This window comes from Sulfitobacter sp. M13, assembly GCF_053474885.1.
Genome location: NZ_CM130281.1, coordinates 3,205,314 through 3,225,757, shown reverse-complemented (window position 1 = coordinate 3,225,757; position 20,444 = coordinate 3,205,314). Strand labels below are relative to the sequence as shown.

The following is a 20,444-nucleotide window of genomic DNA, read 5'->3' as shown; positions in this document are numbered from 1 at the left end:
CTGCAGCGCATCCCTGCGCTGCGGGCCTGATGGCTTGATGCCACCAAAATACCCTGACAAGACTGAGAGACCCATGCGTCAGCTGATACATTTTCTTGCCCGGTTCACCGCGGTGATCGGAGGGCTGGTGCTGATTGCGCTGGTGTTGATGACCACAGCGTCAATCATCGGGCGCACGGTCAACAAGATGCTGCACAGCACGTTCCTTCAAGAGCAGCTGACGGGCTTGTCCCAAGGGCTGATCGACCTTGGCATCGGTGAGATCAACGGAAACTACGAGGTATTGGAGGCTGGCGTCGCCTTTGCGATTTTCTCGTTCCTGCCGGTCTGCCAATATTATGGGGCGCATGCCTCTGTGGATGTGTTCACCTCGCTTCTGCCGCGCAGTGCGAACCGTTGGATCATCGCCTTTTGGGAGATCGTGCTGGCGGCAGTAATCTTGCTGGTCATCTGGCGGCTGTACGAGGGGATGCAGCGCTATATGGGCAATGGAGAGACGACCTTGTTCCTGCAATTCCCCGTGTGGTGGGCCTATGCCGCGAGCTTTGGCTCGGGCGTGATTGCCTGTGTCGTGGCTGTCTATTGCGCCGTGATACGGGTGATCGAGGCAGCCCGCGGCACCGATATCCTGCCGAGCGAACAAGGGGCACACTGAGATGACCAATCTAGAACTGGGCTTTTGGTCGTTTCCAGTGCTGCTGTTGATGATTTTTCTGCGTGCGCCGATCGGGTTGGCGATGCTGCTGTGCGGGTTCGGCGGTTGGTTTCTGGCGATGGGGGGCAACCCCACGCCGCTGCTGGCAAAGCTGAAATCAGAGACCTACACGACGTTTTCCAGCTATTCGCTGAGCATCATTCCGATGTTTCTGCTGATGGGGCAATTTGCGACCCTCTCTGGCATGAGCCAAGCGCTGTTCAAAGCCGCCGAAAGCTTTTTGGGGCACAGGCGGGGCGGCGTGGCGATGGCTGCCGTGGGGGCCTGTGCGGGCTTTGGCGCGATCTGTGGCAGTTCGCTGGCGACAGCGGCGACCATGTCAAAAGTCGCGCTGCCCGAGCTGCGGCGCTATGGGTATTCCGGCGGCTTTTCCACGGCGACGCTGGCGGCAGGGGGCACCTTGGGTATCCTGATCCCGCCTTCGGTTATTCTGGTGATCTATGCGATCCTGACAGAACAGAATATCGCCAAGCTGTTTCTAGCGGCGTTTCTGCCCGGTGTTCTGGCCGCCATCGGCTATGTCATCACCATCTCGATCTATGTGCGCTTGCACCCCAAGTCGGCGGGGGTGCGCCCTGCGGTGCCCATGGGCGAAAGGTTCAAGGCATTGGCGAACACGTGGCCGGTGATGGTGATCTTTTTCGTCGTTGTGGGCGGTATCTATCTGGGGTGGTTCACGCCAACCGAAGGGGCGGCTGTGGGCGCTGCGGGAACCGGTCTGGCAGCATTGTTGGCAGGCAGCCTGAACTGGGCGGTGTTGCGTGACAGTCTGTTGGGAACGGCCAAAACCACAGGGATGATCTTTTTCATTGTGTTGGGGGCCGGCTTTTATAACGGCTTTCTGGCGCTGTCAGGGGTGCCCCAGTTCATGGCTGATTGGGTTGTGGGGCAGGGCTATAGCCCGTGGTTCGTGCTGGTCGTGATCCTTGTGTTCTATCTGATTTTTGGCTGCCTGATGGACAGTCTGTCGATGATCCTGCTGACGGTGCCGATTTTCTTTCCCGTCATCTCGGCGATGGATTTCGGGATGAGCCCAGAGCATCTGGCGATCTGGTTCGGCATACTTGTGTTGATTGTAGTAGAGGTCGGACTGATCACGCCGCCGGTGGGGATGAACCTTTTCATCATCAACTCGATGGACCGTGAAACCCCGATGACAGAGACCTATAAAGCCGTGATGTATTTCGTCGGCTCCGACATCGTCCGAGTGGTGATTTTGGTGATGTTCCCCGCAATCACGCTGTTCCTGCTTCCCTAAAGAGGACCTGGTGGCGCATGAAACGAGGGCCGCGTCAGACGCGGCCCTCGTTGTATCAAAAGTATGCGCAGTTTAAGATGTCCACGCCATCCGAGCGGGATGATATTCAAAGCCGATGTGGTGTCCGGCCCCGACCAGACCTTTGCGGGTATGGTTATACAATGAGCGCCAATAGGGCTGGATCGTGACCCCTTCATTCTGGATCAGCTCCTCGCCCTTTGCCATCAATGCGCGGCGTTTTTCGACATCGGCCACCGACAGTGCTTCGGCGACAAGCGCGTCAAACTCGGGGTTGGACCAGCCGAATTCATTCCACGCTTCGCCTGACCGATACGCCAGCGCCCAGGTTTGGATGCCCAACGGGCGCGCGTTCCAGTTGGTTGACGAAAACGGGTATTTCGTCCAGCCGTTCCAGAAGGTCGCGCCGGGCAGGATGGTGCGCCTTACCTTGATGCCCGCATCGCGCAACTGTGCAGCGACCGCATCGGTCGTATCCTTGCGCCACGCATCGTCGATCGAAAAAAGCTCGTGTTCGAAATCAGCCATACCGGCTTCTTCCATCAGGGCGCGTGCTCCTTCGGGGTCCGGCGCACGCGGGGGGAGCTCGGCGTATTCGGGGTGCATCGGGCCGATGTGGTGATTTTCAGCAACCAGACCGCGGCCCGCATGGCCGAGTTCAAGCAGGACAGCGTTATCGACTGCCATCGCCAATGCCCGGCGCACGCGGACATCGGCATAAGGCGTTTTACCATCGACCTCGGCCAACTGGTTGGTGCGGATCACAATGGTCGCGGCCGTTGCGATTTCGTTCTGGTTCCAATCCTCAAGTGTGCCGAACACCTCAATGAACTCGCCCTCGACAGAGTAGGTGGCATCGATTTCGTCAGCTTCCGCTGCGGCGACGAAGGCCGAGGGGTCGGTGCCATAATCGATGTATTCCAGACGGTCGATATAAGGTCCGCCATAAATCTCCGAGCCCCACCAAATGTGATCGGGGTTCTGCACCAACACGGCCTTGACGCCGACCTCGACCATCTCGGGGAGATAGGGGCCTGTGCCGACCGGATTGTCGAGCATGGTCTCGGGGTCGAACCCCTTGGGCACGATGGCGGCAGGATAGTCTGCCATGCCGGGAATGAGCGTGATATCAGGCTTGGGCAGCGAGAGTTTGACGGTGTTGTCATCGACCACCTTAATGGCCCCCTCGATCGCCTGACCGGTTTTCGCGTCGATAAGGGTGGCAAAGCGACCGGCCATCGAATTGCCTTCGACCGATTTATCGCACCAGCCGGTAATGTTTCGGGCCACGTCGTCGGCGGTAAAGGCCGTGCCGTCGTTCCACGTGACACCCTTGCGCACGTTCAAAAGATATTCGGTGGCATCGTCGTTGATCTCCCAGCTTTCGAGCAAAGCGGGTGTAAAGGTGCCGTCGTTTTCCCAGATACAAAGGTATTCAAGCCAACCGCGGGTGACGTTGGCGATCTGAGACCAATCATAGGTGCGCGGGTCCCTCGGGGCGCGGACCTCCATCTGCATCCGGACGGTGCCGCCGGTTTTATGCGCTGCGGCCTGAGCCGGCACCGCCATGCCAATCATCGCATAAGCTGTTGCTGTTGTGGCCCCGAAGGCGCTGGCCAGAGCGAGAAATTCGCGGCGGTTGACGGGATCGCGTTTGGCAGCTTCGGCCGAGGCATGAATGGGCGCGGGCAACGGTGTTCCGATACGGGTTAAGAACGTCATGATCTTCCTCTCTGGTCGGGTGTCGCCCGCTGTTTTTCTTTAATTCAATACCTAGCATGTTTTCAGACATTTCAAGCACCGCCCGCTGTGGTGCGGGACGGCGGGCAGGGCGGCGGCCTGGTGCGATAGGCCCGTTATTGTTCTGCCCGTGGGGGCCGAAGGCAAAGAATGCCTCCGGCGGGAGTTTAAAGGGCAAAATGAAGCGCGGTTATGCCGTGGGTTTGGCGGGGAGGATGGTGCCGGCGCATGCGCCAAAACCGATGCGGTAGCCGTCCCCCGCAGCATGGCCGGTCAGGATCATCGTGTCGCCATCGCGCACAAAGCTGCGGGTAGAGCCGTCGTTCAGGGTGATTGGTTCCGCGCCGCCCCAGCTGAGTTCAAGCAAGCTGCCGCGGGCGTCTTTATCTGCGCCCGAAATCGTGCCGGAGCCCAGCAAATCGCCCGCATTCATGGCACAGCCCGAGGACGCGTGATGCGCCAGTTGTTGCGGCGCTGAATAATACATCGTGTTGTAATTGGTGCGCGCGATCACCTGTTGCTCACCGCCGTCGGGCTGAAGGATGACCGATAGGTTAATGTCGTAAAGCATCGGTTTAGGCTCTGCCAGATAAGGCAGCAGATCGACTTCGCGTTCGGGGGTGGAGGTCCGGAAGGGCTCTAGCGCTGCTTTGGTCACGATCCACGGCGAAATGCTGGTGGCGAAGGCCTTGGCCTGAAAAGGGCCAAGCGGTTGATACTCCCACGCTTGGATGTCGCGTGCGGACCAGTCGTTCAGCAAGACGTAACCAAAGATCATCTCGTCCGCTTGGGCCACGCTGGGGGTGTCGCCCAGTTCGGTAGAGGTGCCAACGATGGCGCCAAGCTCAAGCTCTATATCAAGGCGTTCGCTTGGGCCGAAATACGGGCGGTCTGCATCTGCGGGTTTGATCTGGCCGTTGGGACGATGGATGTCGGTACCTGACACAATCACAGTAGACGCGCGCCCGTTATAGCCAATCGGCATGTGCAGCCAGTTCGGCGGCAGCGCGTTTTCGGCACCGCGAAACATCGTGCCGACATTGGTGGCATGGTGCCGGCCCGCATAGAAGTCGGTGTATTCAGAAACAACAATCGGCATATGCAGGCGGACGTCGGCCATGGGGATCAGATGTAACGCGACTTTTGCCTGATCCGGACTGTCGGTTGACAGCAATTCAATCAGACGGCTGCGCAGGGTGGCCCAGGCTTCGGGGCCCAAATCCATCACGTCATTCCAATAGGGCACGTCAAAGACGGGGTCGAAATGCAGCAAGATCAGGTCTTCGGCTTCTATCGCGGCCATATCGAGCACCATATCACCGATCGCCACACCGCAGCGCGGTTCAAGCGTGTCCGTCGAGAACACCCCGTAGGGCAGATTGTTGAGCGGAAAGTCAGTGTCGGCGCTGTTCGCGCTTTCAATCCAAGAAGTGAGCAGTGTCATAGGTGTTCCTTGCATGTCGTTCTGTACACGGTGACGTTTGTGGCGCGGGTCGGTATGCCGATAGGGGACCGGTATGATGTTTCGGTGCCAATTTCAAACCCGTCAAGCTGGTGTGATGGGCGGGCGGTTGCTGGCTTGGGGTCGGGGGGCTTGTGGCGGCTCCCTTGCAAAATCGGCTGGGTAGGTAATAGTCCTTAGCCATACCTAACAAGCGATTTTACCGATGCCAGATCAGAAATTCGAGTTGACCCATTTCTTGCCTTATCTACTGAACCAGGCAGCTGAAGTGAGCAGCCTTGCGTTCCAGCGTACCTATAAAGACCGCTATGACATGCTGCGGACCGAGTGGCGGGTGCTGTTCCATCTGGGGCTTTATGGTCAGATGACCGCGAGCGAAATCGGGCAGCGCGCCAATATGCATAAGACCAAGATCAGTCGTGCGGTGCAAAAGCTGACCGACCGGCGGTTCGTCACACGGCTGCGCGGGGATCAGGACCGGCGGACAGAGCTGCTGTCGCTGACGGCCGCAGGACGGGCGGCGTATGATGATCTGTTCGATGTGGCCGAAGCCTATGATGCTCGTCTGACAGCGGACCTGACCACAGCGGAGCGCGAAACGCTAAAGGGGCTGTTGGTCAAGCTCGCAGCCGGGCAGGGTGGCGAAATCTGATGGTTGGTCGCGGGCACATGGCCCACCACTGAGGGTCAGAAGTTGACGTCGACACCGGGCAGGTTCAGCGCTTTCATCAGGTCGCGCAATTCCTGACGGGCGGCTACATTCGAGATATTGAGCTGTTTGACGCCGATATCCTTGAGGTCAAGCAGGGTCAGGCCGCGGGGAAACAGTTCGCGGAAGATAACGCGTTCGTTAAAGCCGGGCGCAATGCGAAAGCCGATGCGTTTGCTCAGGTTGGCGATGGCGCGTTCCATCTTGTCTTTGTTGACCATGCGCTGTGCGCCCATGCGGTTGCGCACGACGATCCAGTCGATCGGGGCAAGGCCTGCCTGCGCGCGCAGCTGGCGCGCATTCCAGACCATTTCGGAATAGACGGACGGGCCGGTAATCTTGTCACCCATAGCATCAGTGCGTGCCAGAAGGTCAAAGTCGATAAAACTGTCGTTTAGCGGCGTGATCAGTGTGTCGGCTAGCGAATGTGCGACCTGGCTGAGACGGGTGTGCGACCCCGGGCAGTCGATCAGAATGAAATCCGACGTGGGCTCAAGCTCTGCCACGGCGGCGCTGAGGCGGTTGTCATAGATGTTTTCGCCCGGTTGCAGGCTGCTTGCCTCGATCTCGGGGAGCTCGTGCATCTCGGGGGAAGGGAGGTCCAGCTCAGCGCTTGCGAGGAATGATTTGCGATTGTCGACGTATCGCCCGAATGTGCGCTGGCGCAGGTCCAGATCCAGAACGCTGGTCTTGTGACCCATCCGTGCAAGGGCTGTTGCCACGTGCATAGAGACGGTTGATTTTCCGGCCCCGCCTTTTTCATTCCCGACGACGATAATATGCGCCATTGCGTTTTGTCCCTTTCACTCCCCGTTTTTGTCGGGGCCACATTGGGAAAAACCATATGGCACACATGGCGCTTTTGAAAGCGTTTGTGGCTCTAGATTGTGGTTATTGTTGCGAAATTCACCCGCAGCGGCAAGCGGCCCATCCGCAAGGCACAGCTAACCCGAGCGCCGTAGCGAGCGGTCATGTGCCCCCATACGTCCAGTGTCAATCGTAACGCCGCTGACGTCGTTTACTGCCAGCTTTGCGCGACACGTCGATGCAAGCTGGCGGAGTTCATCATGGGGCCCGTGCAACCGTTCAAGCGCGCCTGTCAGAACCAGTGCCTGCGCAAAGCAATTACGTTCGACGAGGTCATGCGCCGCGATCAAATCCTCCGGCGGGAGGGGGGGATTGTCTACTTGCGACAGGGGGGCGGTTGTGCGGTTTGCGCCAGCGCGAGGCTGACCTGAATCAGAGAGGGGGAAAGCGGGCATCAGCGAACCTTTCGTGGAGAGCTGAGGGGACTATGGACCGTAGTTGCTTTCCAAAACCTAAACATCGGCCAGTTTGTTCCGTAAAATGCGAGGTAACCTTGGGGCAGGGGCGAGATGCCGCTTCTTTGACTAAAATACTGTGATCAAATAAAAAATGGCGCGCCCCTCGGGGCACGCCATTTCTGAATTTCGCAATGGAAAGGGTTTAGAAGCCCAGACCTGCGTATTTGTTTTTGAACTTGGAAACGCGGCCACCGGTGTCCATCAAGCGGGATGTGCCGCCGTTCCATGCAGGGTGCACGGAGGGGTCAATATCCAGCGACAGTTGGTCGCCTTCTTTGCCGTAGGTCGATTTCATTTCCAGGATCGTACCGTCTGTCATTTTGACGTTGATCGTGTGGTATTCGGGGTGTGTATCGGCTTTCATGACAGCTCTCCTTACGCGTTCGCGCCAGATTTTGGCTTGTAATGTACGTTTTCGACGATGCGTGCCGACTTACCACGACGCGCGCGCAGGTAGTACAGTTTCGCACGACGCACACGGCCACGACGGACAACTGTAATGCTCTCGATGTTGGTGGAGTGCAGCGGGAATACGCGCTCTACGCCTTCACCAAAGGAAATCTTGCGCACAGTGAACGAGCCGGCAATACCTTTGCCGTTGTTACGTGCAATGCAGACGCCTTCGTAGTTCTGAACGCGGGTACGTGTACCTTCGGTCACTTTAAAGCCCACGCGGATGGTGTCACCGGCGCGGAAGTCAGGGATTTCTTTCCCCAGTTCGGCGATTTGTTCCGCCTCGATCTCAGCAATCAGGTTCATCTGATCGTCTCCTTTGAATGCTCGCGGTTAGTCCACGAAGTTTTGTACGATCCAAGAGCTTCGGTCTGTGTGGCGGGCCTGCCGCGGCAGCCCATCGAAGGTAGGGTCATCTTTGCTTGTCATCTGCGGATGCAGAAAAGACTGGAGCCGCTTACACACGATTCCAGACCTGCGCGTCGTATAGGCGGGATGCCCTTGCAGATCAAGTCCCGATCACCAAAAGCGCCGCGCGTTTCAGCCGCTAAAATAGGGGCGAAGATTGCTGCGGACACGGTCCAGCACGGTGTCGCCATTCAGATCGGGCACAAACCGCTGGCCGGTAATCGCCTCGAAAGCGTCGATATAGACTTGCGATGTGGCGGCGATCAAATCGGCGGGAATTTCGGGGATATCATCGTGATAGGGGTCGCAGCGCGCATCAACCCAAGATCGGATCACGTCCTTGTCAAAGGACGGTGGGCGGGTGCCGTTCTCCAACGCAGCCTCATAGCCTTCGGCCAGCCAGAACCGCGAACTGTCGGGTGTGTGGATTTCATCAGCCAGCAGGATATTGCCCTGCGCATCGGTGCCGAATTCGTATTTTGTGTCAACGAGGATCAGCCCGTTTTTCGCCGCCATTTCTTGCCCGCGCGCGAAGAGTTTCAACGCAATGTCGCTGATCTGATCCCATTGTGCTTGGGTGAGCAGGTCTTGGTCAACGATCTCTTGGGCCGTCAGCGGAGCATCGTGGCCGCCGTCAAACTCTTTGGAGGTCGGGGTGATGATCGGCGCAGGTAACGCCTGATTGTCGCGCAGGCCATCAGGAAAACGATGGCCGTACATTTCTCGTTCACCTTTCTTGTATAGCGTCAGCACCGAAGTGCCTGTTGAGCCCGCTAGATAGCCGCGTACCACGATCTCGACAGGCAAAATGGTCAGGTGCTTGCCGATCACCACATTGGGGTCGGGATATTCAAGCACGTGGTTGGGGCAGATGTCGCTGGTGTTATCGAACCAGAACCGCGCGGTCTGCGTCAACACCTGACCCTTGAACGGGATGGAGGTGAGAATACGATCAAAGGCCGAAATCCGGTCCGATGACACGAGAATACGCCGGTCGTCCGGCAGATCATAGCAGTCGCGTACCTTGCCGAAATAAGGGTTCGGCAGCTCATCGATGCGGGCGTGATCAAGGGTGCGGGTCAGGTCTGTCATGGTCTGCCTTCCGTGAGGGTCACTTCTTGGAGGTATATTTAGCCCACATATCGGGGCGTCGTTGTTCTGTCAGCGTTTCGGACTGGGCCTGCCGCCATTTGGCGATTTCGCCGTGATTGCCGGACATGAGGACCGGGGGGATGGGGCGGTCTTTCCAGTCAGCGGGGCGGGTGTATTGCGGGTGCTCCAGCAGGCCTGAGGAATGGCTTTCCTCGACCACGCTGTCGGCGTTGCCCAATACGCCGGGCAGCAGGCGCACGGTGGCGTCGATCATAGCCTGCGCGGCCAACTCTCCGCCTGTCATGACAAAGTCGCCAAGTGACACTTCGGTGATGCCATAGTGTTCCATCACGCGTTCATCGACGCCTTCGAACCGGCCACACAAGATGGTGACGCCGGAACAGGTGGCTAGATCTTGGGCCATGGCTTGATCAAAGCGCCGTCCGCGTGGGGACATATAAAGGATCGGCCAACGCCCCGAGGCACCGGTCATCGCGTTCTCTATCGCGGGGCCAACCACATCGGCGCGCATAACCATGCCGGCACCGCCGCCTGCAGGGGTATCGTCGACATTGCGGTGTTTGCCCACGCCATAGCCGCGCAGATCATGGGTGTTCAGCTGCCATGTGCCTTCTTGCAAGGCGCGGCCCGTGAGGCTGGCCCCTAGCACACCTGGGAACTCTTCGGGGAAGAGGGTAACGATCTCGGCGCGCCAGACGCCAGCGTAATCGGGGGTGTCTTGCATCAGCTCGCGCGGCTTGAGGGTGGGGCGAACAGATTGCCGTCCGTGAGAACGTGAAGGAGTGTTCATGTGATATCGGCCTTTGGCATGGTGGCCTTCGGTTCTGACCTAAGCGTCTTTTTCATCGGGCAGGATGCCCTCGGGCGGGTCCGCGATCATGCGACCCGACGCCAGATCGACAGTGGGGACCGCAGCCTTGGTGAAGGGGAGGAAAACCGTTTGCGAACTGCCCGCGAGTTGCGTTTCAAGCAAATCGTCAGCGCCGTGGTTCTGGACCGTCTTGACCTTGCCGATCAGCGTGCCGCCGGTGTCATAGACCTCTAGCCCGATGAGGTCGGTGTGATAGAATTCATCGTCGGGCAGCGAAGGCAGTTGATCGCGCTGCGCAAACAGAATGGTGCCGCGCAGGGCGTCTGCCTCTTCTTTGGACGTGACATCGGTGATGCGGGCGACAAAGCCGTTTTTAACAGGGCGGACCAGCGCGAGATTGTAGCTGCGGGTGCCGTCTTCGCTGGATAGCGGGCTGTAGTTTTCGATGTCTTCTGGCACAGCGCAGTAGCTCTTTATCCGCAGCTCTCCGCGGACACCATATGAGCCAGAGATCGCGCCCACTGAAATTTTATCGCTCACTGCAAAAGCTCCGAGTTTAAGCAAATTGTACCGGTCCACTGACCTTCGCCCGCGCGGCATTCCGACTGCATCTGGTTGCGTTCAAACCAGATGCCAATGGCAGCGCCGATTCCGAGGATAAGAAGAAGGCGAAGAAGACGAAACATTGTCAGCTTTCATTCTGGTCCAAAGGCAGGCCGCAAAGGCCAAAAGGTCGCAGGCCGTTCCGGCGGGACGTATCGTTTATGTAGCACGTACATCGGACAGGCTGAACGCGCAAAGATGCGGGCTGTCGCATGTACCTGAATCTCTCGGCGCGAGCTGAGCCGCGCCGAGAGAAAGCCGATTATTCTTCGGCTGCGTCTTCTGCAGGAGCAGCAGCGGCTTCGGCAGCTGCAGTGGCCTTGGCTGCTTTTTCTTCAACGCGCTCTTGCGCTTTCTTGCCGGGGGTACCCTTCTTGGGGTTGTTCCGCTCGGTCTTGTCTTTCACGCCGGCAGCTTCAAGCATACGTGCAACGCGGTCCGTTGGCTGTGCGCCCTGGCCGATCCAGTATTGAACGCGCTCGACGTCCATTTTTACGCGCTCTTCGCTGTCTTTCGCCAGCAGCGGGTTGTATGTGCCCAGCTTTTCGATGAAGCGGCCATCGCGTGGCATGCGGCTGTCAGCTGCAACGATGCGGTAAAAAGGGCGCTTTTTAGAACCGCCACGGGCGAGACGAATTTTCATGGACATGAGTAGTTTCCTTTAGGTTGGTACTGAGGTCAGGGACGCACCCGGACCTATGATTGCTGTTGTTTGTGGTGCTGAATGACTTCAGCGATGATGAAGTTCAGAAACTTCTTGGCGAATTCGGGATCGAGGTCAGCCTCTTTCGCCAAATCTTCGAGCCGCTTGATCTGGTTCGCTTCGCGGTCCGGATCAGAGGGGGGAAGGTCGTGTTCGGCTTTGAGTTTCCCCACAGCCTGAGTGTGTTTGAACCGCTCGCCCAAAGTGTAAACCAGGATCGCATCCAGACGGTCGATGGACGCGCGGTGCTCTTTGAGAACCTCTGCAGCGCGGGTGACGGGATCGGTCATGCGGCGGCTCCTTTTTTAACGGCAAAGGGCAGGGCGTGTTGCACGTTCAGGTGCCTCCGGCGGGAGTTTATCTGGCAAAATGAAGTGCGGATCATTTCTTTTTCCCGAAGCCGGAGAGGCTGCCGGGCAGACCAGCGCCACCCATGCCGCCGGGCAGTTTGCCGCCCATCTGTTTGGCTGCTGCTTCCAGCGCTTTGGGGTCCATCTGGGACGGATCCATGCCACCGGGCATGCCGCCTTTGCCCATCATGCCCTTCATCGCTTGTTTGAGCATGCCACCTTTGCCCATTTTGCCCATCTTTTTCATCATGTCGCCCATCTGGCGGTGCATCTTCATGAGTTTGTTCAGTTCGGACACTTCCATGCCCGCGCCTTTAGCGATGCGTTTTTTACGGCTGGCTTGAAGGAGGGCCGGGTTGGCGCGCTCTTTCTTGGTCATCGACTGGATCAGGGCGATCTGGCGCTTGAGGATCTTGTCGTCAAAACCCGCGTCTTCCACCTGTTTGGCCATTTTGCCCATGCCGGGCATCATGCCCATCATGCCCTGCATCCCGCCCATTTTGAGCATCTGTTCGAGCTGCATTTTCAGGTCGTTCATATTGAACTGACCCTTGGCCATGCGCTTCATCATCTTTTCGGCTTGTTCGGCCTCGATGGTTTCTTGCGCCTTCTCGACTAGGGCGACGATGTCACCCATGCCTAGGATACGGCCCGCGATGCGTTCTGGCTCAAACGTTTCCAGCGCATCCATCTTTTCGCCGAGACCGACGAACTTGATGGGTTTGCCAGTGACCGCCCGCATGGACAGGGCCGCACCGCCGCGGCCGTCGCCGTCCATGCGGGTCAGCACGACGCCGGAAATGCCAATGCGGTCGTTAAAGTTTTCGGCAGTTTGTACGGCGTCTTGACCGGTCAGGCCGTCGACAACCAGCAGGGTTTCACGCGGGTTGGCGACATCGCGTACCGCTTCGACCTGTTGCATCAGCTCTTCGTCGATCGACAAGCGGCCCGCGGTATCAAGCATATAGACGTCATAGCCGCCCATGGATGCCTGCGTTTTCGCGCGTTTCGCGATCTGGACGGGGTTTTCGCCTTTGACGATCGGCAGGGTATCGACGCCGATCTGCACGCCGAGGATCGCCAGCTGTTCCATCGCGGCGGGGCGGTTGACGTCAAGCGAGGCCATCAGCACGCGCTTGCCGTCGCGGTCTTTCAGGCGTTTGGCAAGCTTGGCCGTGGTGGTGGTTTTACCGGAGCCTTGCAGGCCGACCATCAGGATCGGCGCAGGCGCATTGTCGATCTTCAGCGCGCCCGGTTCGCCTTCGCCTTTCAGCGTGTCGATCAGCGCGTCGTGGACAATCTTGACGACCTGCTGGCCGGGGGTGATCGATTTGGTGACCGCCTGACCTGTGGCCCTGTCTTGCACGGCTTTGACGAAATCGCGGGCGACAGTCAGGGATACGTCGGCTTCAAGCAGGGCGACGCGGACTTCGCGTAGGGCGGTTTTCACATCCTCTTCGGAGAGGGCACCCTGTTTGGTCAGACGGTCAAAGACGCCAGAGAGACGTTCAGAAAGATTCTCAAACATGGGCCATGGCCCCCTTCGATCGGTTGCGGTTCCCTTGAAATAGGATGCCCGCGTTAAATACGCAAATGCCCCCACGGGCGTAACACGCTGGTGGGGGGCGATCTCTGGCCGCGCCAGAGACCGGAAGACATGATGCTTCCGGAGATTGCGGACCGTTTAGGCGAGCGGCGGGATTGAGTCAACCCGCCGCGCGTCCCGAGGGTCAGGCTGCCTTGAGCGCGTCGACCGCTTCATTGGCGCGGGCGATGGTGGCTTCGGCATCGGTGGCCAGCGCGTCGGCGGCGACGATGGTGACATCGGTCATGCCCATAAAGCCCAGTACTGCCTTGAGGTAGCCAGTGTTGAAGTCGGCCTCGGAGCCGGCAGGGACGCCGCCGGAGGCCATCGCGACGATGACGCGCTTGCCTTTGACCAGGCCTTCGGGGCCGGCTTCGGTGTATCGGAAGGTGACGCCGACGCGGGCGACGAGATCGATCCAAGCCTTAAGCGACGCGGGCACGCTAAAGTTATAGATGGGCGCGCCAATGACGATGGTGTCGGCGGCCAGCAGTTCGGCAACAAGCTTGTCGGACTCAACCAGCGCTTCGCTTTGCTCGGGGGAGCGGTCGGACTCAGGTGTAGCGCGGGCGATGGCCCATGTTTCCGTGATCTGGGGCAGGGGTTCACGGGCGAGATCGCGCACGGTTACATCAGTGTCGCCCAGTTGTGCGATGATCCGGTCGGTAAGACTACGGGTCACAGAGCTGGTGGTGCTGGCGGAGGAGTCGATACGCAAGATAGACATGGGAGGATATCCTTTCGTGTTTGCTTTCTGACCTCTACATGACCCTTGCTTGTGCGAACGCAACTGGTGAAAATGCAGGTGATGTGTTCAATAATGCACAGGCGCGGGGGTAAGGGGCTGTGGATGGATAACTGGGACGAAATTAGAACGGCCTATCAGGTGGCGCGTATGGGGACCGTCAGCGGCGCGGCCGAGGTGTTGGGCGTGCATCACGCCACCGTAATCCGCCACGTCGATGCGCTGGAACGCCGGCTTGCCGTCAAGCTGTTCCAGCGTCATGCGCGCGGGTACAAGACGACCGAGGCGGGCGAAGACCTGCTGCGTGTGGCCGCGGCCACCGACGATCAGTTCAGCCAGTTGGCGAGCCGGATCAAGGGGCGCGGGGAGGCGGTGTCGGGCGAGTTGGTTGTCACGTCGCTGATGGAACTGTCGAGCTGGATGACGCCGCTGTTGGTCGCGTTCCAGAAGAAGAACCCGGATGTGACCGTGCGGTTTCTGACCGGAGAGCGTCTGTTCCGGCTGGAGTACGGTGAAGCCCATATCGCGATCCGTGCCGGACAGGTGCCGGAGCAGCCAGATAATGTGGTACAGCCGTTTCATATGCTGCAGATGGGGCTGTTCGCCCATAAGAGCTATATCGCTGCGCATGGGATGCCTTCGGCCCCTGATGACTATGGCAACCACCGGTTTGTCGGGCATGACAACGCGCAGATGCGTGCACCGTTCTTTAAGTGGATGCGCGATATGGTGCCTGCACAAGCGATCTCGTTTCGCGGGCTTGATGCGGGCGGGCTGCGGGTGGCGGTGCGTGAGGGCGCGGGGATCGGGTTCATCGAGCTGACGGAAGGTCGCGCCGACCCTGATCTGGTCGAAGTGCACCCGCATCTGCCCGAGTGGGATTCGACGTTGTGGCTGGTGACCCATGTTGATCTGCACCGCACGCCGAAGGTACAGGCGTTGCTGTCTTTTCTGAAAAAAGCGGTAAAGAAGGAAATGTGATGCGGCCTGATATGCAGGGGCATCTGGCGATGCTGGTATTCTCGGCCTTGGTGGCGGGGTCATTTTCACTGGGGGCGCTGTCGGCCAATCTGATCTCGCCTACGGCGCTGAACGCTGCGCGGTTCGTTATCGCGGGTATGGTGATTGCGGTGGCTGTGGCCGCGACGACAGGCGTGCCCAAAGGGGCAACGCAGGCCCCTTGGCGCTATCTGGTGCTTGGCGGCCTGTTCGCTGTCTATTTTGTGCTGATGTTCGAGGGGCTGAAGACGGCGCGCCCGGTCAGTGCGGCAGCTGTGTTTACGTTGACGCCGGTGATCGCTGCGGGGTTTGGCTGGCTGCTGCTGCGTCAGGTCACGACGGCACGTATGGCGTTGGCCCTGACGATCGGAGCGGTTGGTGCGCTTTGGGTGATCTTTCGCGCGGATTTCGCGGCCCTGCGCCGGTTCGAGATAGGCTATGGCGAGGCGGTCTATTTCGTCGGGGTCATCTGTCATGCGCTTTATACGCCGATGGTTCGTAAACTGAACCGCGGGGAGCCGGCGGTTGTGTTCACCTTGGGCACGCTGATTGCCGGGGGCGGGCTGTTGTTTGTCTACGGTTGGCGCGATGTGCTGGGGACCGACTGGATTGCGCTGCCCGCCATCGTGTGGATCACGATCATATATGTCGCGGTCGCGGCCTCTTCTGCTACCTTCGTGTTGCTGCAATTTGCGACCCTGCGGCTGCCGTCGGCCAAGGTCATGGCCTATACCTATCTAACGCCCAGTTGGGTGATCCTATGGGAGATCGCATTAGGCAATGGCGCGCCGCGGCCGCTTATTCTGGGGGGCGTGGGGCTGACGATCGTAGCCCTGTATCTGCTGCTGCGTGACGACACCAAACAGGTTTGATCACAATCACGGGAACCGATCTGACCTATCCCGCGTTAGCATCACATAAAGCTTATGAAGGGACTATTCTAATGCGTAGCATTATTTATCTTATTGGTTTGATTGTTGTTGTTTTGGCGATCCTGCGCTTTGCGTTCGGCGTCATCTAACATCATCAAGTTTGGCCCTTCTGTGTAAAACCTCGTCGCAGGAGGGCCAACAACCTACTGCGCTGCCTAAGTCCCCTGATCATCCTGTGCCGCATCTGGTGACATCTCTTTTATCTCTGCGGCCAGAAATCTTTCAAAATCATCAAGATTGATAGGCTCGTATTGGCCAAAGCCCTGCATCCAGACGGATGGGGTTTTTAGCGCTGCAGGTTCGAGCTTGCACCATTTAAGTCGGCCGCGCTTTTCCTGCGCAATTAGCCCCGCCCGTTCGAGAACCGACAGGTGTTTCGAGATCGCGGCAAGCGACACGTCGAACGGTTCGGCCACGTCTGTCACCGCCATATCGTCTTCGAGCAGCATCGACAAAATCGCGCGCCGCGTTGGGTCGGCGAGCGCGGAAAAGATCGCATCAAGCTGGGCGGCAGGCGGTTGGGGCACGGCGTTTATAGATGTCCTTGCAGGGCAGGTAAGTGCGGCTTCCTAGAGGTAGCGGAAACCACGCTTAACCAAAAGGTTGAATGTGATTGCAGGATCAATTTGCAAGAGCTAGCCCTGCTTTGACCGTGATTCAGGCGATCCATCCCACACATTTGCTAGCGTTTTCAGATAGATAGATGTCTTGCGATCAGAGTTGACTCTGTGGCGGTGTGAAAGTAGCTACTGCGCAACACATCCAACAGGGATTTTGGCGTGACCGATCCAGACCAACAGCAGCGGCTAAAGCAGCTTGAGGCAAAGATCGAAGCAGCCAAGCGGGCGCACGCACCAAAACCCCGGGTGGATGAACATTATTCTCAGGCATCGCTGGCCTGGCGGATGGTGATCGAACTTTGCGCCGGTCTTGGGATCGGTTTTGGCATCGGATATTCGTTGGATTGGTTCTTAGGAACGCTCCCGATTTTCATGGTGCTGTTTGTAATGCTGGGCCTTGCGGCAGGGGTAAAGACGATGCTCCGCTCTGCGCAGGAAATCCAGGAAAAGAAGATGGCCGATGTGGCCGATGAAGAAAAAGGGCCCTGACATGGCGGCAGAAGCACACGGCGAAGAAACAGGCGGTTTGGCTTTTCACCCGATGGATCAGTTCATCGTTAAGCCATTCTTTGGCGAAGGCGCTGTATCCTGGTACACGATCACCAACGCAACAGTCTGGATGGCAATTGCTGTTCTGGCGATCTTTGCGCTGCTGGTTTTGGGCACGTCCAAACGGTCGGTGATCCCGTCGCGCATGCAGTCTGTGGCCGAGCTTGCGTATGGCTTCATCTACAAGATGGTTGAAGACATCTGCGGTAAAGAAGGGGTGAAATACTTCCCCTACATCATGACACTGTTCATGTTTATCGTATTCTCGAACTTCCTTGGTCTGCTGCCGATGGCCTTTACGCCTACGTCGCATATCTCTGTCACCGCTGTGATGGCGTTTGCCGTATTCTTTGGTGTGACCATTCTGGGTTTCGTCAAGAACGGCGCGTCCTTCCTGAGCCTGTTCTGGGTCAGTAGCGCGCCACTGGCACTGCGTCCGGTTCTGGCCGTGATCGAGCTGATCTCGTACTTTGTACGTCCGGTCAGCCACTCTATCCGTCTTGCGGGTAACATGATGGCGGGTCACGCCGTGATCAAGGTTTTCGCGGGCTTTGCTGCACTTGCTGCAATCGCCCCTTTCTCAGTTCTTGCGATCACGGCGATGTATGGCCTTGAGGTGCTGGTTTCCTTCATCCAGGCCTATGTTTTCGCGATCCTCACATGCGTTTATCTGAAAGACGCATTGCACCCGCACCACTAACACCAGAGCAGGGTCTTCCTGCCTGACCAATCACCTCAATTCCATTGTAAGGAGAAATGACATGGAAGGCGAACTCGCACAAATGGGCCAATTCATTGGCGCAGGTCTGACAGCATTCGGCATGGGTGGCGCAGCCATCGGTGTGGGCAACGTTGCAGGCAACTACTTGGCTGGCGCTCTGCGCAACCCATCTGCTGCTGCTGGTCAAACAGCAACTCTGTTCATCGGCATCGCCTTTGCAGAAGCTCTGGGGATCTTCTCGTTCCTCGTCGCTCTGCTGCTGATGTTCGCTGTCTAAGCTTAAGACACCTAAGTCCTTACGCTTCGGGCAGTGCGCAGATGCGCGCTGCCCGAAAGATTTCCACGCATTGACAGGAGCCCGCTATGGCGACGGAACCGATTACTACGGAAATCGCTGGCGCATGCGTCAACGAATTTGGCAGCGCCATTGGTATGCCACAGCTTTGCATTGATTGGTTCGGCAACCAGATTTTCTGGCTTATCGTCGCCCTGGTCGCAATTTACTTTATTCTGTCGCGCGTTGCCCTGCCACGCATCGGCGCTGTTCTGGCGGAACGCCAGGGCACAATCACAAATGATATCGCCGCCGCCGAAGACCTGAAGGTCAAAGCGACGGAGGCAGAGGCCGCTTACGACAAAGCGCTGATCGACGCCCGTGCAGAAGCACAGCAGATCATCATCGCGGCGAAAGCAGACATTCAAGCCGACCTCGACAAAGCGATTGCCAATGCAGACGCGGAGATCGCAGCAAAGTCCGCCGAGTCTGAAAAAGCCATCAGCGAAATCCGCGCCTCCGCGATGGAGAACGTTGAAGCCGTTGCAAAAGACACAGCCGCGGCGATCATCGCCGCCCTTGGTGGCAGTGCTGACGCGACAACTATTTCCGCGGCTGTCGATGCCCGGATGAAAGGATAAGCCATGCGTTTGACCTTCTCAGCCCTCATCGCCGGTCTGGTCGCGTCCCCTGCATTTGCAGCTGGTGACGTGTTCTTTTCGCTAAGCAATACCGATTTTATCGTTCTGCTTGCCTTCATTCTTTTCGTTGGCGTTTTGATGTATTTCAAAGTGCCCAAGATGATCGGCAGCATGCTGGACAATCGTGCCGTAGGCATCAAATCCGAGCTGGATGAAGCCCGTGCGCTGCGTGAAGAGGCGCAAACGCTTCTCGCTAGCTACGAGCGCAAGCAGCAAGAAGTGAAAGAGCAAGCGGACCGTATCGTGACGTCGGCCAAAGCCGAAGCAACCGAAGCTGCGGATCAGGCCCGTGCCGATCTGGAGAAATCCATCACGCGCCGTTTGACTGCAGCCGAAGAGCAAATCGTCTCCGCTCAGGCCGCTGCCGTCAAGGAAGTGCGCGATCAAGCGATCGTTGTGGCCATCGCCGCTGCCAAGGATGTCATCGCCAAGAAGATGACCGCCGCCGAAGGCAACGCGTTGATCGACAGCGCAATCGCCGAAGTCGATGCAAAGCTTCACTAAGTTTTAACGGACTTATTCTAAAAGGCCTCGGTATCATCCGGGGCCTTTTTACGTTTCAGGGTTTTGTCATCGTCTCGTGTTGCAGCCGCTGGCGGGCGACGTCTTCATTGCGTTCCGCCTTCTGATGTTCCCTCAACGCGTTTTCGACAAAGGTCAGATGCGTCTCTACGGCTGCCTGCGCCGCAGCCGGATCGCGCGACTGTAGTGCATTGTTAATGGCGCGGTGCTGGTCCAGCAGGGCGGTGCGCGTGGTGCGCTGTTTGAACATAACTTCACGGTTATAGAACACGCCACCACGTAGCAGATCGTACATCGACCGCATCATATGAAGCATGATGACGTTATGGCTCGCCTCGATAATTGCCATGTGAAACTGTGCATCAAGCTGGGCCTCGTCGTCGGCGTTGCGCTTGTGGTGTGCGGCTTCCATCTTGTCAAAAACCGCTTGGATCACGCCCAAATCCGTGTTAGAGGCCAGCCGGGCTGCCCGTTCGGCAGCCAGCCCCTCCATGTCACGACGGAACGATAGATAATCGAAAACCGCCTCATCGTGACGCGCGAAAAGCTCTGTCAGCGCGGGTGAAAAAGCACTGCCCAGGACATCGGCAACATAGACCCCTGCGCCGGGTTTTGCAGCTAACAATCCGCTGGCCTGAAGTTGGGCAATCGCATCTCGCAGTGAGGGGCGTGACACGGCAAGCCGCTCGGCCAGTTCGCGTTCGGCGGGCAGCCTTTCGCCAGGGCGGAGAATGCCGCGGAGGATCAGCTGTTCAACCTGCCGGACGACGGCGGCGGATAGTTTTTCAGAGGCGACAGGGTGAAAAGGCATTGGCGTTTCCTTGGATTGGTCAAATTATATGACCAGCGGCATGGGGCAGCAATGTAATTATTTTTGAAGACCAACGGGCGCTTTAACGGTCGATTAGCATTTATCGCGCAGAGTGTTGCTATGTTGACAGATATGCGTTTTCTGCCCGTCCTAATTTGCAGCTTGGTGATGCTCTTTGCCGCTGGTTGCAACATGCCAAGCGCAGGCTTTAGCGGCCTGCCAGTCCAACAGGTCATCGTGGATGGATCTGTATTCGACGTACGGGTAAAGGGTGCTCAAGCTGAGGCCATACGCATTAATATGGAATACGCCCCTAG

The 20,444-nt window shown here is 58.1% G+C and carries 25 protein-coding genes; 10 read left to right on the top strand and 15 right to left on the bottom strand.

The features are described 5' to 3' along the window. The first annotated feature begins 73 nt into the window (after nucleotides 1-73). Both ACVBAU_RS15620 and ACVBAU_RS15615 read left to right on the top strand, forming a co-directional pair. On the top strand, nucleotides 74-655 hold the full coding sequence (locus tag ACVBAU_RS15620; RefSeq protein WP_448327082.1) for a TRAP transporter small permease: 582 nt from the start codon (nucleotides 74-76) through the stop codon (nucleotides 653-655). A 1-nt stretch (nucleotide 656) separates the two neighbouring features. Continuing rightward, on the top strand, nucleotides 657-1,973 hold the full coding sequence (locus ACVBAU_RS15615) for a TRAP transporter large permease (protein WP_335744493.1): 1,317 nt from the start codon (nucleotides 657-659) through the stop codon (nucleotides 1,971-1,973). Between the two features lie 72 nt (nucleotides 1,974-2,045). Here ACVBAU_RS15615 and ACVBAU_RS15610 read toward each other — a convergent pair whose 3' ends face one another. Both ACVBAU_RS15610 and fahA read right to left on the bottom strand, forming a co-directional pair. After that, nucleotides 2,046-3,713, bottom strand: a complete 1,668-nt coding sequence (locus ACVBAU_RS15610; protein ID WP_448327080.1) for an ABC transporter substrate-binding protein — start codon at nucleotides 3,711-3,713, stop codon at nucleotides 2,046-2,048. Nucleotides 3,714-3,921: 208 nt separating this feature from the next. Continuing rightward, nucleotides 3,922-5,175 carry a fumarylacetoacetase gene (gene fahA / locus ACVBAU_RS15605; protein WP_138925002.1) on the bottom strand — a complete coding sequence of 418 codons (1,254 nt, stop codon included), beginning with the start codon at nucleotides 5,173-5,175 and terminating at the stop codon, nucleotides 3,922-3,924. Nucleotides 5,176-5,398: 223 nt separating this feature from the next. Between fahA and ACVBAU_RS15600 the strand changes: the two genes are divergently transcribed. After that, nucleotides 5,399-5,845: a MarR family winged helix-turn-helix transcriptional regulator gene (locus ACVBAU_RS15600; RefSeq protein WP_448327078.1), complete on the top strand. Its 447-nt coding sequence runs from the start codon at nucleotides 5,399-5,401 to the stop codon at nucleotides 5,843-5,845. Between the two features lie 35 nt (nucleotides 5,846-5,880). Here ACVBAU_RS15600 and ACVBAU_RS15595 read toward each other — a convergent pair whose 3' ends face one another. The 11 genes from ACVBAU_RS15595 to ACVBAU_RS15545 form a co-directional block, all read right to left on the bottom strand. Further along, nucleotides 5,881-6,690, bottom strand: coding sequence for a division plane positioning ATPase MipZ (locus ACVBAU_RS15595; protein WP_138925004.1), 810 nt, complete (start codon nucleotides 6,688-6,690; stop codon nucleotides 5,881-5,883). A 156-nt stretch (nucleotides 6,691-6,846) separates the two neighbouring features. Further along, complete coding sequence (locus tag ACVBAU_RS15590) at nucleotides 6,847-7,164, bottom strand: hypothetical protein (protein WP_448327076.1); 318 nt, start codon at nucleotides 7,162-7,164, stop codon at nucleotides 6,847-6,849. 205 nt (nucleotides 7,165-7,369) lie between these two features. Further along, nucleotides 7,370-7,591 carry a 50S ribosomal protein L31 gene (gene rpmE / locus ACVBAU_RS15585; RefSeq protein WP_093731702.1) on the bottom strand — a complete coding sequence of 74 codons (222 nt, stop codon included), beginning with the start codon at nucleotides 7,589-7,591 and terminating at the stop codon, nucleotides 7,370-7,372. A gap of 11 nt (nucleotides 7,592-7,602) precedes the next feature. Continuing rightward, nucleotides 7,603-7,986, bottom strand: coding sequence for a 50S ribosomal protein L19 (gene rplS / locus ACVBAU_RS15580; protein ID WP_138925006.1), 384 nt, complete (start codon nucleotides 7,984-7,986; stop codon nucleotides 7,603-7,605). A 234-nt stretch (nucleotides 7,987-8,220) separates the two neighbouring features. Continuing rightward, nucleotides 8,221-9,180: a phosphoribosylaminoimidazolesuccinocarboxamide synthase gene (locus ACVBAU_RS15575; protein ID WP_448327073.1), complete on the bottom strand. Its 960-nt coding sequence runs from the start codon at nucleotides 9,178-9,180 to the stop codon at nucleotides 8,221-8,223. Between the two features lie 19 nt (nucleotides 9,181-9,199). Next, nucleotides 9,200-9,991 carry a tRNA (guanosine(37)-N1)-methyltransferase TrmD gene (gene trmD, locus ACVBAU_RS15570; RefSeq protein WP_138925008.1) on the bottom strand — a complete coding sequence of 264 codons (792 nt, stop codon included), beginning with the start codon at nucleotides 9,989-9,991 and terminating at the stop codon, nucleotides 9,200-9,202. Nucleotides 9,992-10,030: 39 nt separating this feature from the next. Further along, on the bottom strand, nucleotides 10,031-10,552 hold the full coding sequence (gene rimM / locus ACVBAU_RS15565) for a ribosome maturation factor RimM (RefSeq protein ID WP_138925009.1): 522 nt from the start codon (nucleotides 10,550-10,552) through the stop codon (nucleotides 10,031-10,033). Between the two features lie 325 nt (nucleotides 10,553-10,877). Beyond that, nucleotides 10,878-11,264 (bottom strand): 30S ribosomal protein S16, encoded by a 387-nt coding sequence (rpsP, locus tag ACVBAU_RS15560; protein WP_138925010.1) that lies wholly within the window; start codon nucleotides 11,262-11,264, stop codon nucleotides 10,878-10,880. Between the two features lie 47 nt (nucleotides 11,265-11,311). Continuing rightward, complete coding sequence (locus ACVBAU_RS15555) at nucleotides 11,312-11,608, bottom strand: chorismate mutase (protein ID WP_093731708.1); 297 nt, start codon at nucleotides 11,606-11,608, stop codon at nucleotides 11,312-11,314. Between the two features lie 91 nt (nucleotides 11,609-11,699). Further along, nucleotides 11,700-13,196 carry a signal recognition particle protein gene (gene ffh / locus ACVBAU_RS15550; RefSeq protein ID WP_448327071.1) on the bottom strand — a complete coding sequence of 499 codons (1,497 nt, stop codon included), beginning with the start codon at nucleotides 13,194-13,196 and terminating at the stop codon, nucleotides 11,700-11,702. A gap of 202 nt (nucleotides 13,197-13,398) precedes the next feature. Then, the gene (locus ACVBAU_RS15545; protein ID WP_138925013.1) at nucleotides 13,399-13,980 is read right to left on the bottom strand and encodes an FMN-dependent NADH-azoreductase; all 582 of its coding nucleotides are present in this window, start codon (nucleotides 13,978-13,980) and stop codon (nucleotides 13,399-13,401) included. Nucleotides 13,981-14,103: 123 nt separating this feature from the next. Between ACVBAU_RS15545 and ACVBAU_RS15540 the strand changes: the two genes are divergently transcribed. Both ACVBAU_RS15540 and ACVBAU_RS15535 read left to right on the top strand, forming a co-directional pair. Next, nucleotides 14,104-14,979, top strand: coding sequence for a LysR family transcriptional regulator (locus ACVBAU_RS15540; RefSeq protein ID WP_448327069.1), 876 nt, complete (start codon nucleotides 14,104-14,106; stop codon nucleotides 14,977-14,979). Further along, nucleotides 14,979-15,869: a DMT family transporter gene (locus ACVBAU_RS15535; protein ID WP_448327067.1), complete on the top strand. Its 891-nt coding sequence runs from the start codon at nucleotides 14,979-14,981 to the stop codon at nucleotides 15,867-15,869. Before ACVBAU_RS15540 ends, ACVBAU_RS15535 begins: the two co-directional genes overlap by 1 nt. A gap of 215 nt (nucleotides 15,870-16,084) precedes the next feature. Here ACVBAU_RS15535 and ACVBAU_RS15530 read toward each other — a convergent pair whose 3' ends face one another. Then, nucleotides 16,085-16,456 carry an ArsR/SmtB family transcription factor gene (locus ACVBAU_RS15530; RefSeq protein WP_138925016.1) on the bottom strand — a complete coding sequence of 124 codons (372 nt, stop codon included), beginning with the start codon at nucleotides 16,454-16,456 and terminating at the stop codon, nucleotides 16,085-16,087. A gap of 252 nt (nucleotides 16,457-16,708) precedes the next feature. On the opposite strand from ACVBAU_RS15530, the gene ACVBAU_RS15525 reads away from it, so the two are divergent. The 5 genes from ACVBAU_RS15525 to ACVBAU_RS15505 all read left to right on the top strand — a co-directional run bounded on the left by ACVBAU_RS15525 (nucleotide 16,709) and on the right by ACVBAU_RS15505 (nucleotide 19,298). Next, nucleotides 16,709-17,038, top strand: a complete 330-nt coding sequence (locus ACVBAU_RS15525; protein ID WP_138925017.1) for an AtpZ/AtpI family protein — start codon at nucleotides 16,709-16,711, stop codon at nucleotides 17,036-17,038. 1 nt (nucleotide 17,039) lies between these two features. Then, a complete protein-coding gene (locus ACVBAU_RS15520) occupies nucleotides 17,040-17,798 on the top strand; it encodes a F0F1 ATP synthase subunit A (protein ID WP_093731714.1) in 759 nt (252 codons plus the stop codon). A 61-nt stretch (nucleotides 17,799-17,859) separates the two neighbouring features. Beyond that, a complete protein-coding gene (locus ACVBAU_RS15515; protein ID WP_005849971.1) occupies nucleotides 17,860-18,096 on the top strand; it encodes a F0F1 ATP synthase subunit C in 237 nt (78 codons plus the stop codon). 86 nt (nucleotides 18,097-18,182) lie between these two features. Then, on the top strand, nucleotides 18,183-18,734 hold the full coding sequence (locus tag ACVBAU_RS15510) for a F0F1 ATP synthase subunit B' (RefSeq protein ID WP_448327063.1): 552 nt from the start codon (nucleotides 18,183-18,185) through the stop codon (nucleotides 18,732-18,734). Between the two features lie 3 nt (nucleotides 18,735-18,737). Beyond that, nucleotides 18,738-19,298, top strand: coding sequence for a F0F1 ATP synthase subunit B (locus ACVBAU_RS15505; protein WP_335744482.1), 561 nt, complete (start codon nucleotides 18,738-18,740; stop codon nucleotides 19,296-19,298). A 55-nt stretch (nucleotides 19,299-19,353) separates the two neighbouring features. Here the strand turns inward: ACVBAU_RS15505 and ACVBAU_RS15500 are convergent, their stop codons facing one another. Continuing rightward, complete coding sequence (locus tag ACVBAU_RS15500; protein WP_448327062.1) at nucleotides 19,354-20,127, bottom strand: FCD domain-containing protein; 774 nt, start codon at nucleotides 20,125-20,127, stop codon at nucleotides 19,354-19,356. Between the last annotated feature and the right edge of the window lie 317 nt (nucleotides 20,128-20,444).

What these genes read in the sequence shown, in the direction of transcription:
- ACVBAU_RS15620 (WP_448327082.1), top strand. Translation starts at nt 74, where the DNA reads ATGCGTCAGCTGATACATTTTCTTGCCCGGTTCACCGCGGTGATCGGA.
- ACVBAU_RS15615 (WP_335744493.1), top strand. Translation starts at nt 657, where the DNA reads ATGACCAATCTAGAACTGGGCTTTTGGTCGTTTCCAGTGCTGCTGTTG.
- ACVBAU_RS15610 (WP_448327080.1), bottom strand. Translation starts at nt 3,713, where the DNA reads ATGACGTTCTTAACCCGTATCGGAACACCGTTGCCCGCGCCCATTCAT.
- fahA (WP_138925002.1), bottom strand. Translation starts at nt 5,175, where the DNA reads ATGACACTGCTCACTTCTTGGATTGAAAGCGCGAACAGCGCCGACACT.
- ACVBAU_RS15600 (WP_448327078.1), top strand. Translation starts at nt 5,399, where the DNA reads ATGCCAGATCAGAAATTCGAGTTGACCCATTTCTTGCCTTATCTACTG.
- ACVBAU_RS15595 (WP_138925004.1), bottom strand. Translation starts at nt 6,690, where the DNA reads ATGGCGCATATTATCGTCGTCGGGAATGAAAAAGGCGGGGCCGGAAAA.
- ACVBAU_RS15590 (WP_448327076.1), bottom strand. Translation starts at nt 7,164, where the DNA reads ATGCCCGCTTTCCCCCTCTCTGATTCAGGTCAGCCTCGCGCTGGCGCA.
- rpmE (WP_093731702.1), bottom strand. Translation starts at nt 7,591, where the DNA reads ATGAAAGCCGATACACACCCCGAATACCACACGATCAACGTCAAAATG.
- rplS (WP_138925006.1), bottom strand. Translation starts at nt 7,986, where the DNA reads ATGAACCTGATTGCTGAGATCGAGGCGGAACAAATCGCCGAACTGGGG.
- ACVBAU_RS15575 (WP_448327073.1), bottom strand. Translation starts at nt 9,180, where the DNA reads ATGACAGACCTGACCCGCACCCTTGATCACGCCCGCATCGATGAGCTG.
- trmD (WP_138925008.1), bottom strand. Translation starts at nt 9,991, where the DNA reads ATGAACACTCCTTCACGTTCTCACGGACGGCAATCTGTTCGCCCCACC.
- rpsP (WP_138925010.1), bottom strand. Translation starts at nt 11,264, where the DNA reads ATGTCCATGAAAATTCGTCTCGCCCGTGGCGGTTCTAAAAAGCGCCCT.
- ACVBAU_RS15555 (WP_093731708.1), bottom strand. Translation starts at nt 11,608, where the DNA reads ATGACCGATCCCGTCACCCGCGCTGCAGAGGTTCTCAAAGAGCACCGC.
- ffh (WP_448327071.1), bottom strand. Translation starts at nt 13,196, where the DNA reads ATGTTTGAGAATCTTTCTGAACGTCTCTCTGGCGTCTTTGACCGTCTG.
- ACVBAU_RS15545 (WP_138925013.1), bottom strand. Translation starts at nt 13,980, where the DNA reads ATGTCTATCTTGCGTATCGACTCCTCCGCCAGCACCACCAGCTCTGTG.
- ACVBAU_RS15540 (WP_448327069.1), top strand. Translation starts at nt 14,104, where the DNA reads ATGGATAACTGGGACGAAATTAGAACGGCCTATCAGGTGGCGCGTATG.
- ACVBAU_RS15535 (WP_448327067.1), top strand. Translation starts at nt 14,979, where the DNA reads ATGCGGCCTGATATGCAGGGGCATCTGGCGATGCTGGTATTCTCGGCC.
- ACVBAU_RS15520 (WP_093731714.1), top strand. Translation starts at nt 17,040, where the DNA reads ATGGCGGCAGAAGCACACGGCGAAGAAACAGGCGGTTTGGCTTTTCAC.
- ACVBAU_RS15515 (WP_005849971.1), top strand. Translation starts at nt 17,860, where the DNA reads ATGGAAGGCGAACTCGCACAAATGGGCCAATTCATTGGCGCAGGTCTG.
- ACVBAU_RS15510 (WP_448327063.1), top strand. Translation starts at nt 18,183, where the DNA reads ATGGCGACGGAACCGATTACTACGGAAATCGCTGGCGCATGCGTCAAC.
- ACVBAU_RS15505 (WP_335744482.1), top strand. Translation starts at nt 18,738, where the DNA reads ATGCGTTTGACCTTCTCAGCCCTCATCGCCGGTCTGGTCGCGTCCCCT.
- ACVBAU_RS15500 (WP_448327062.1), bottom strand. Translation starts at nt 20,127, where the DNA reads ATGCCTTTTCACCCTGTCGCCTCTGAAAAACTATCCGCCGCCGTCGTC.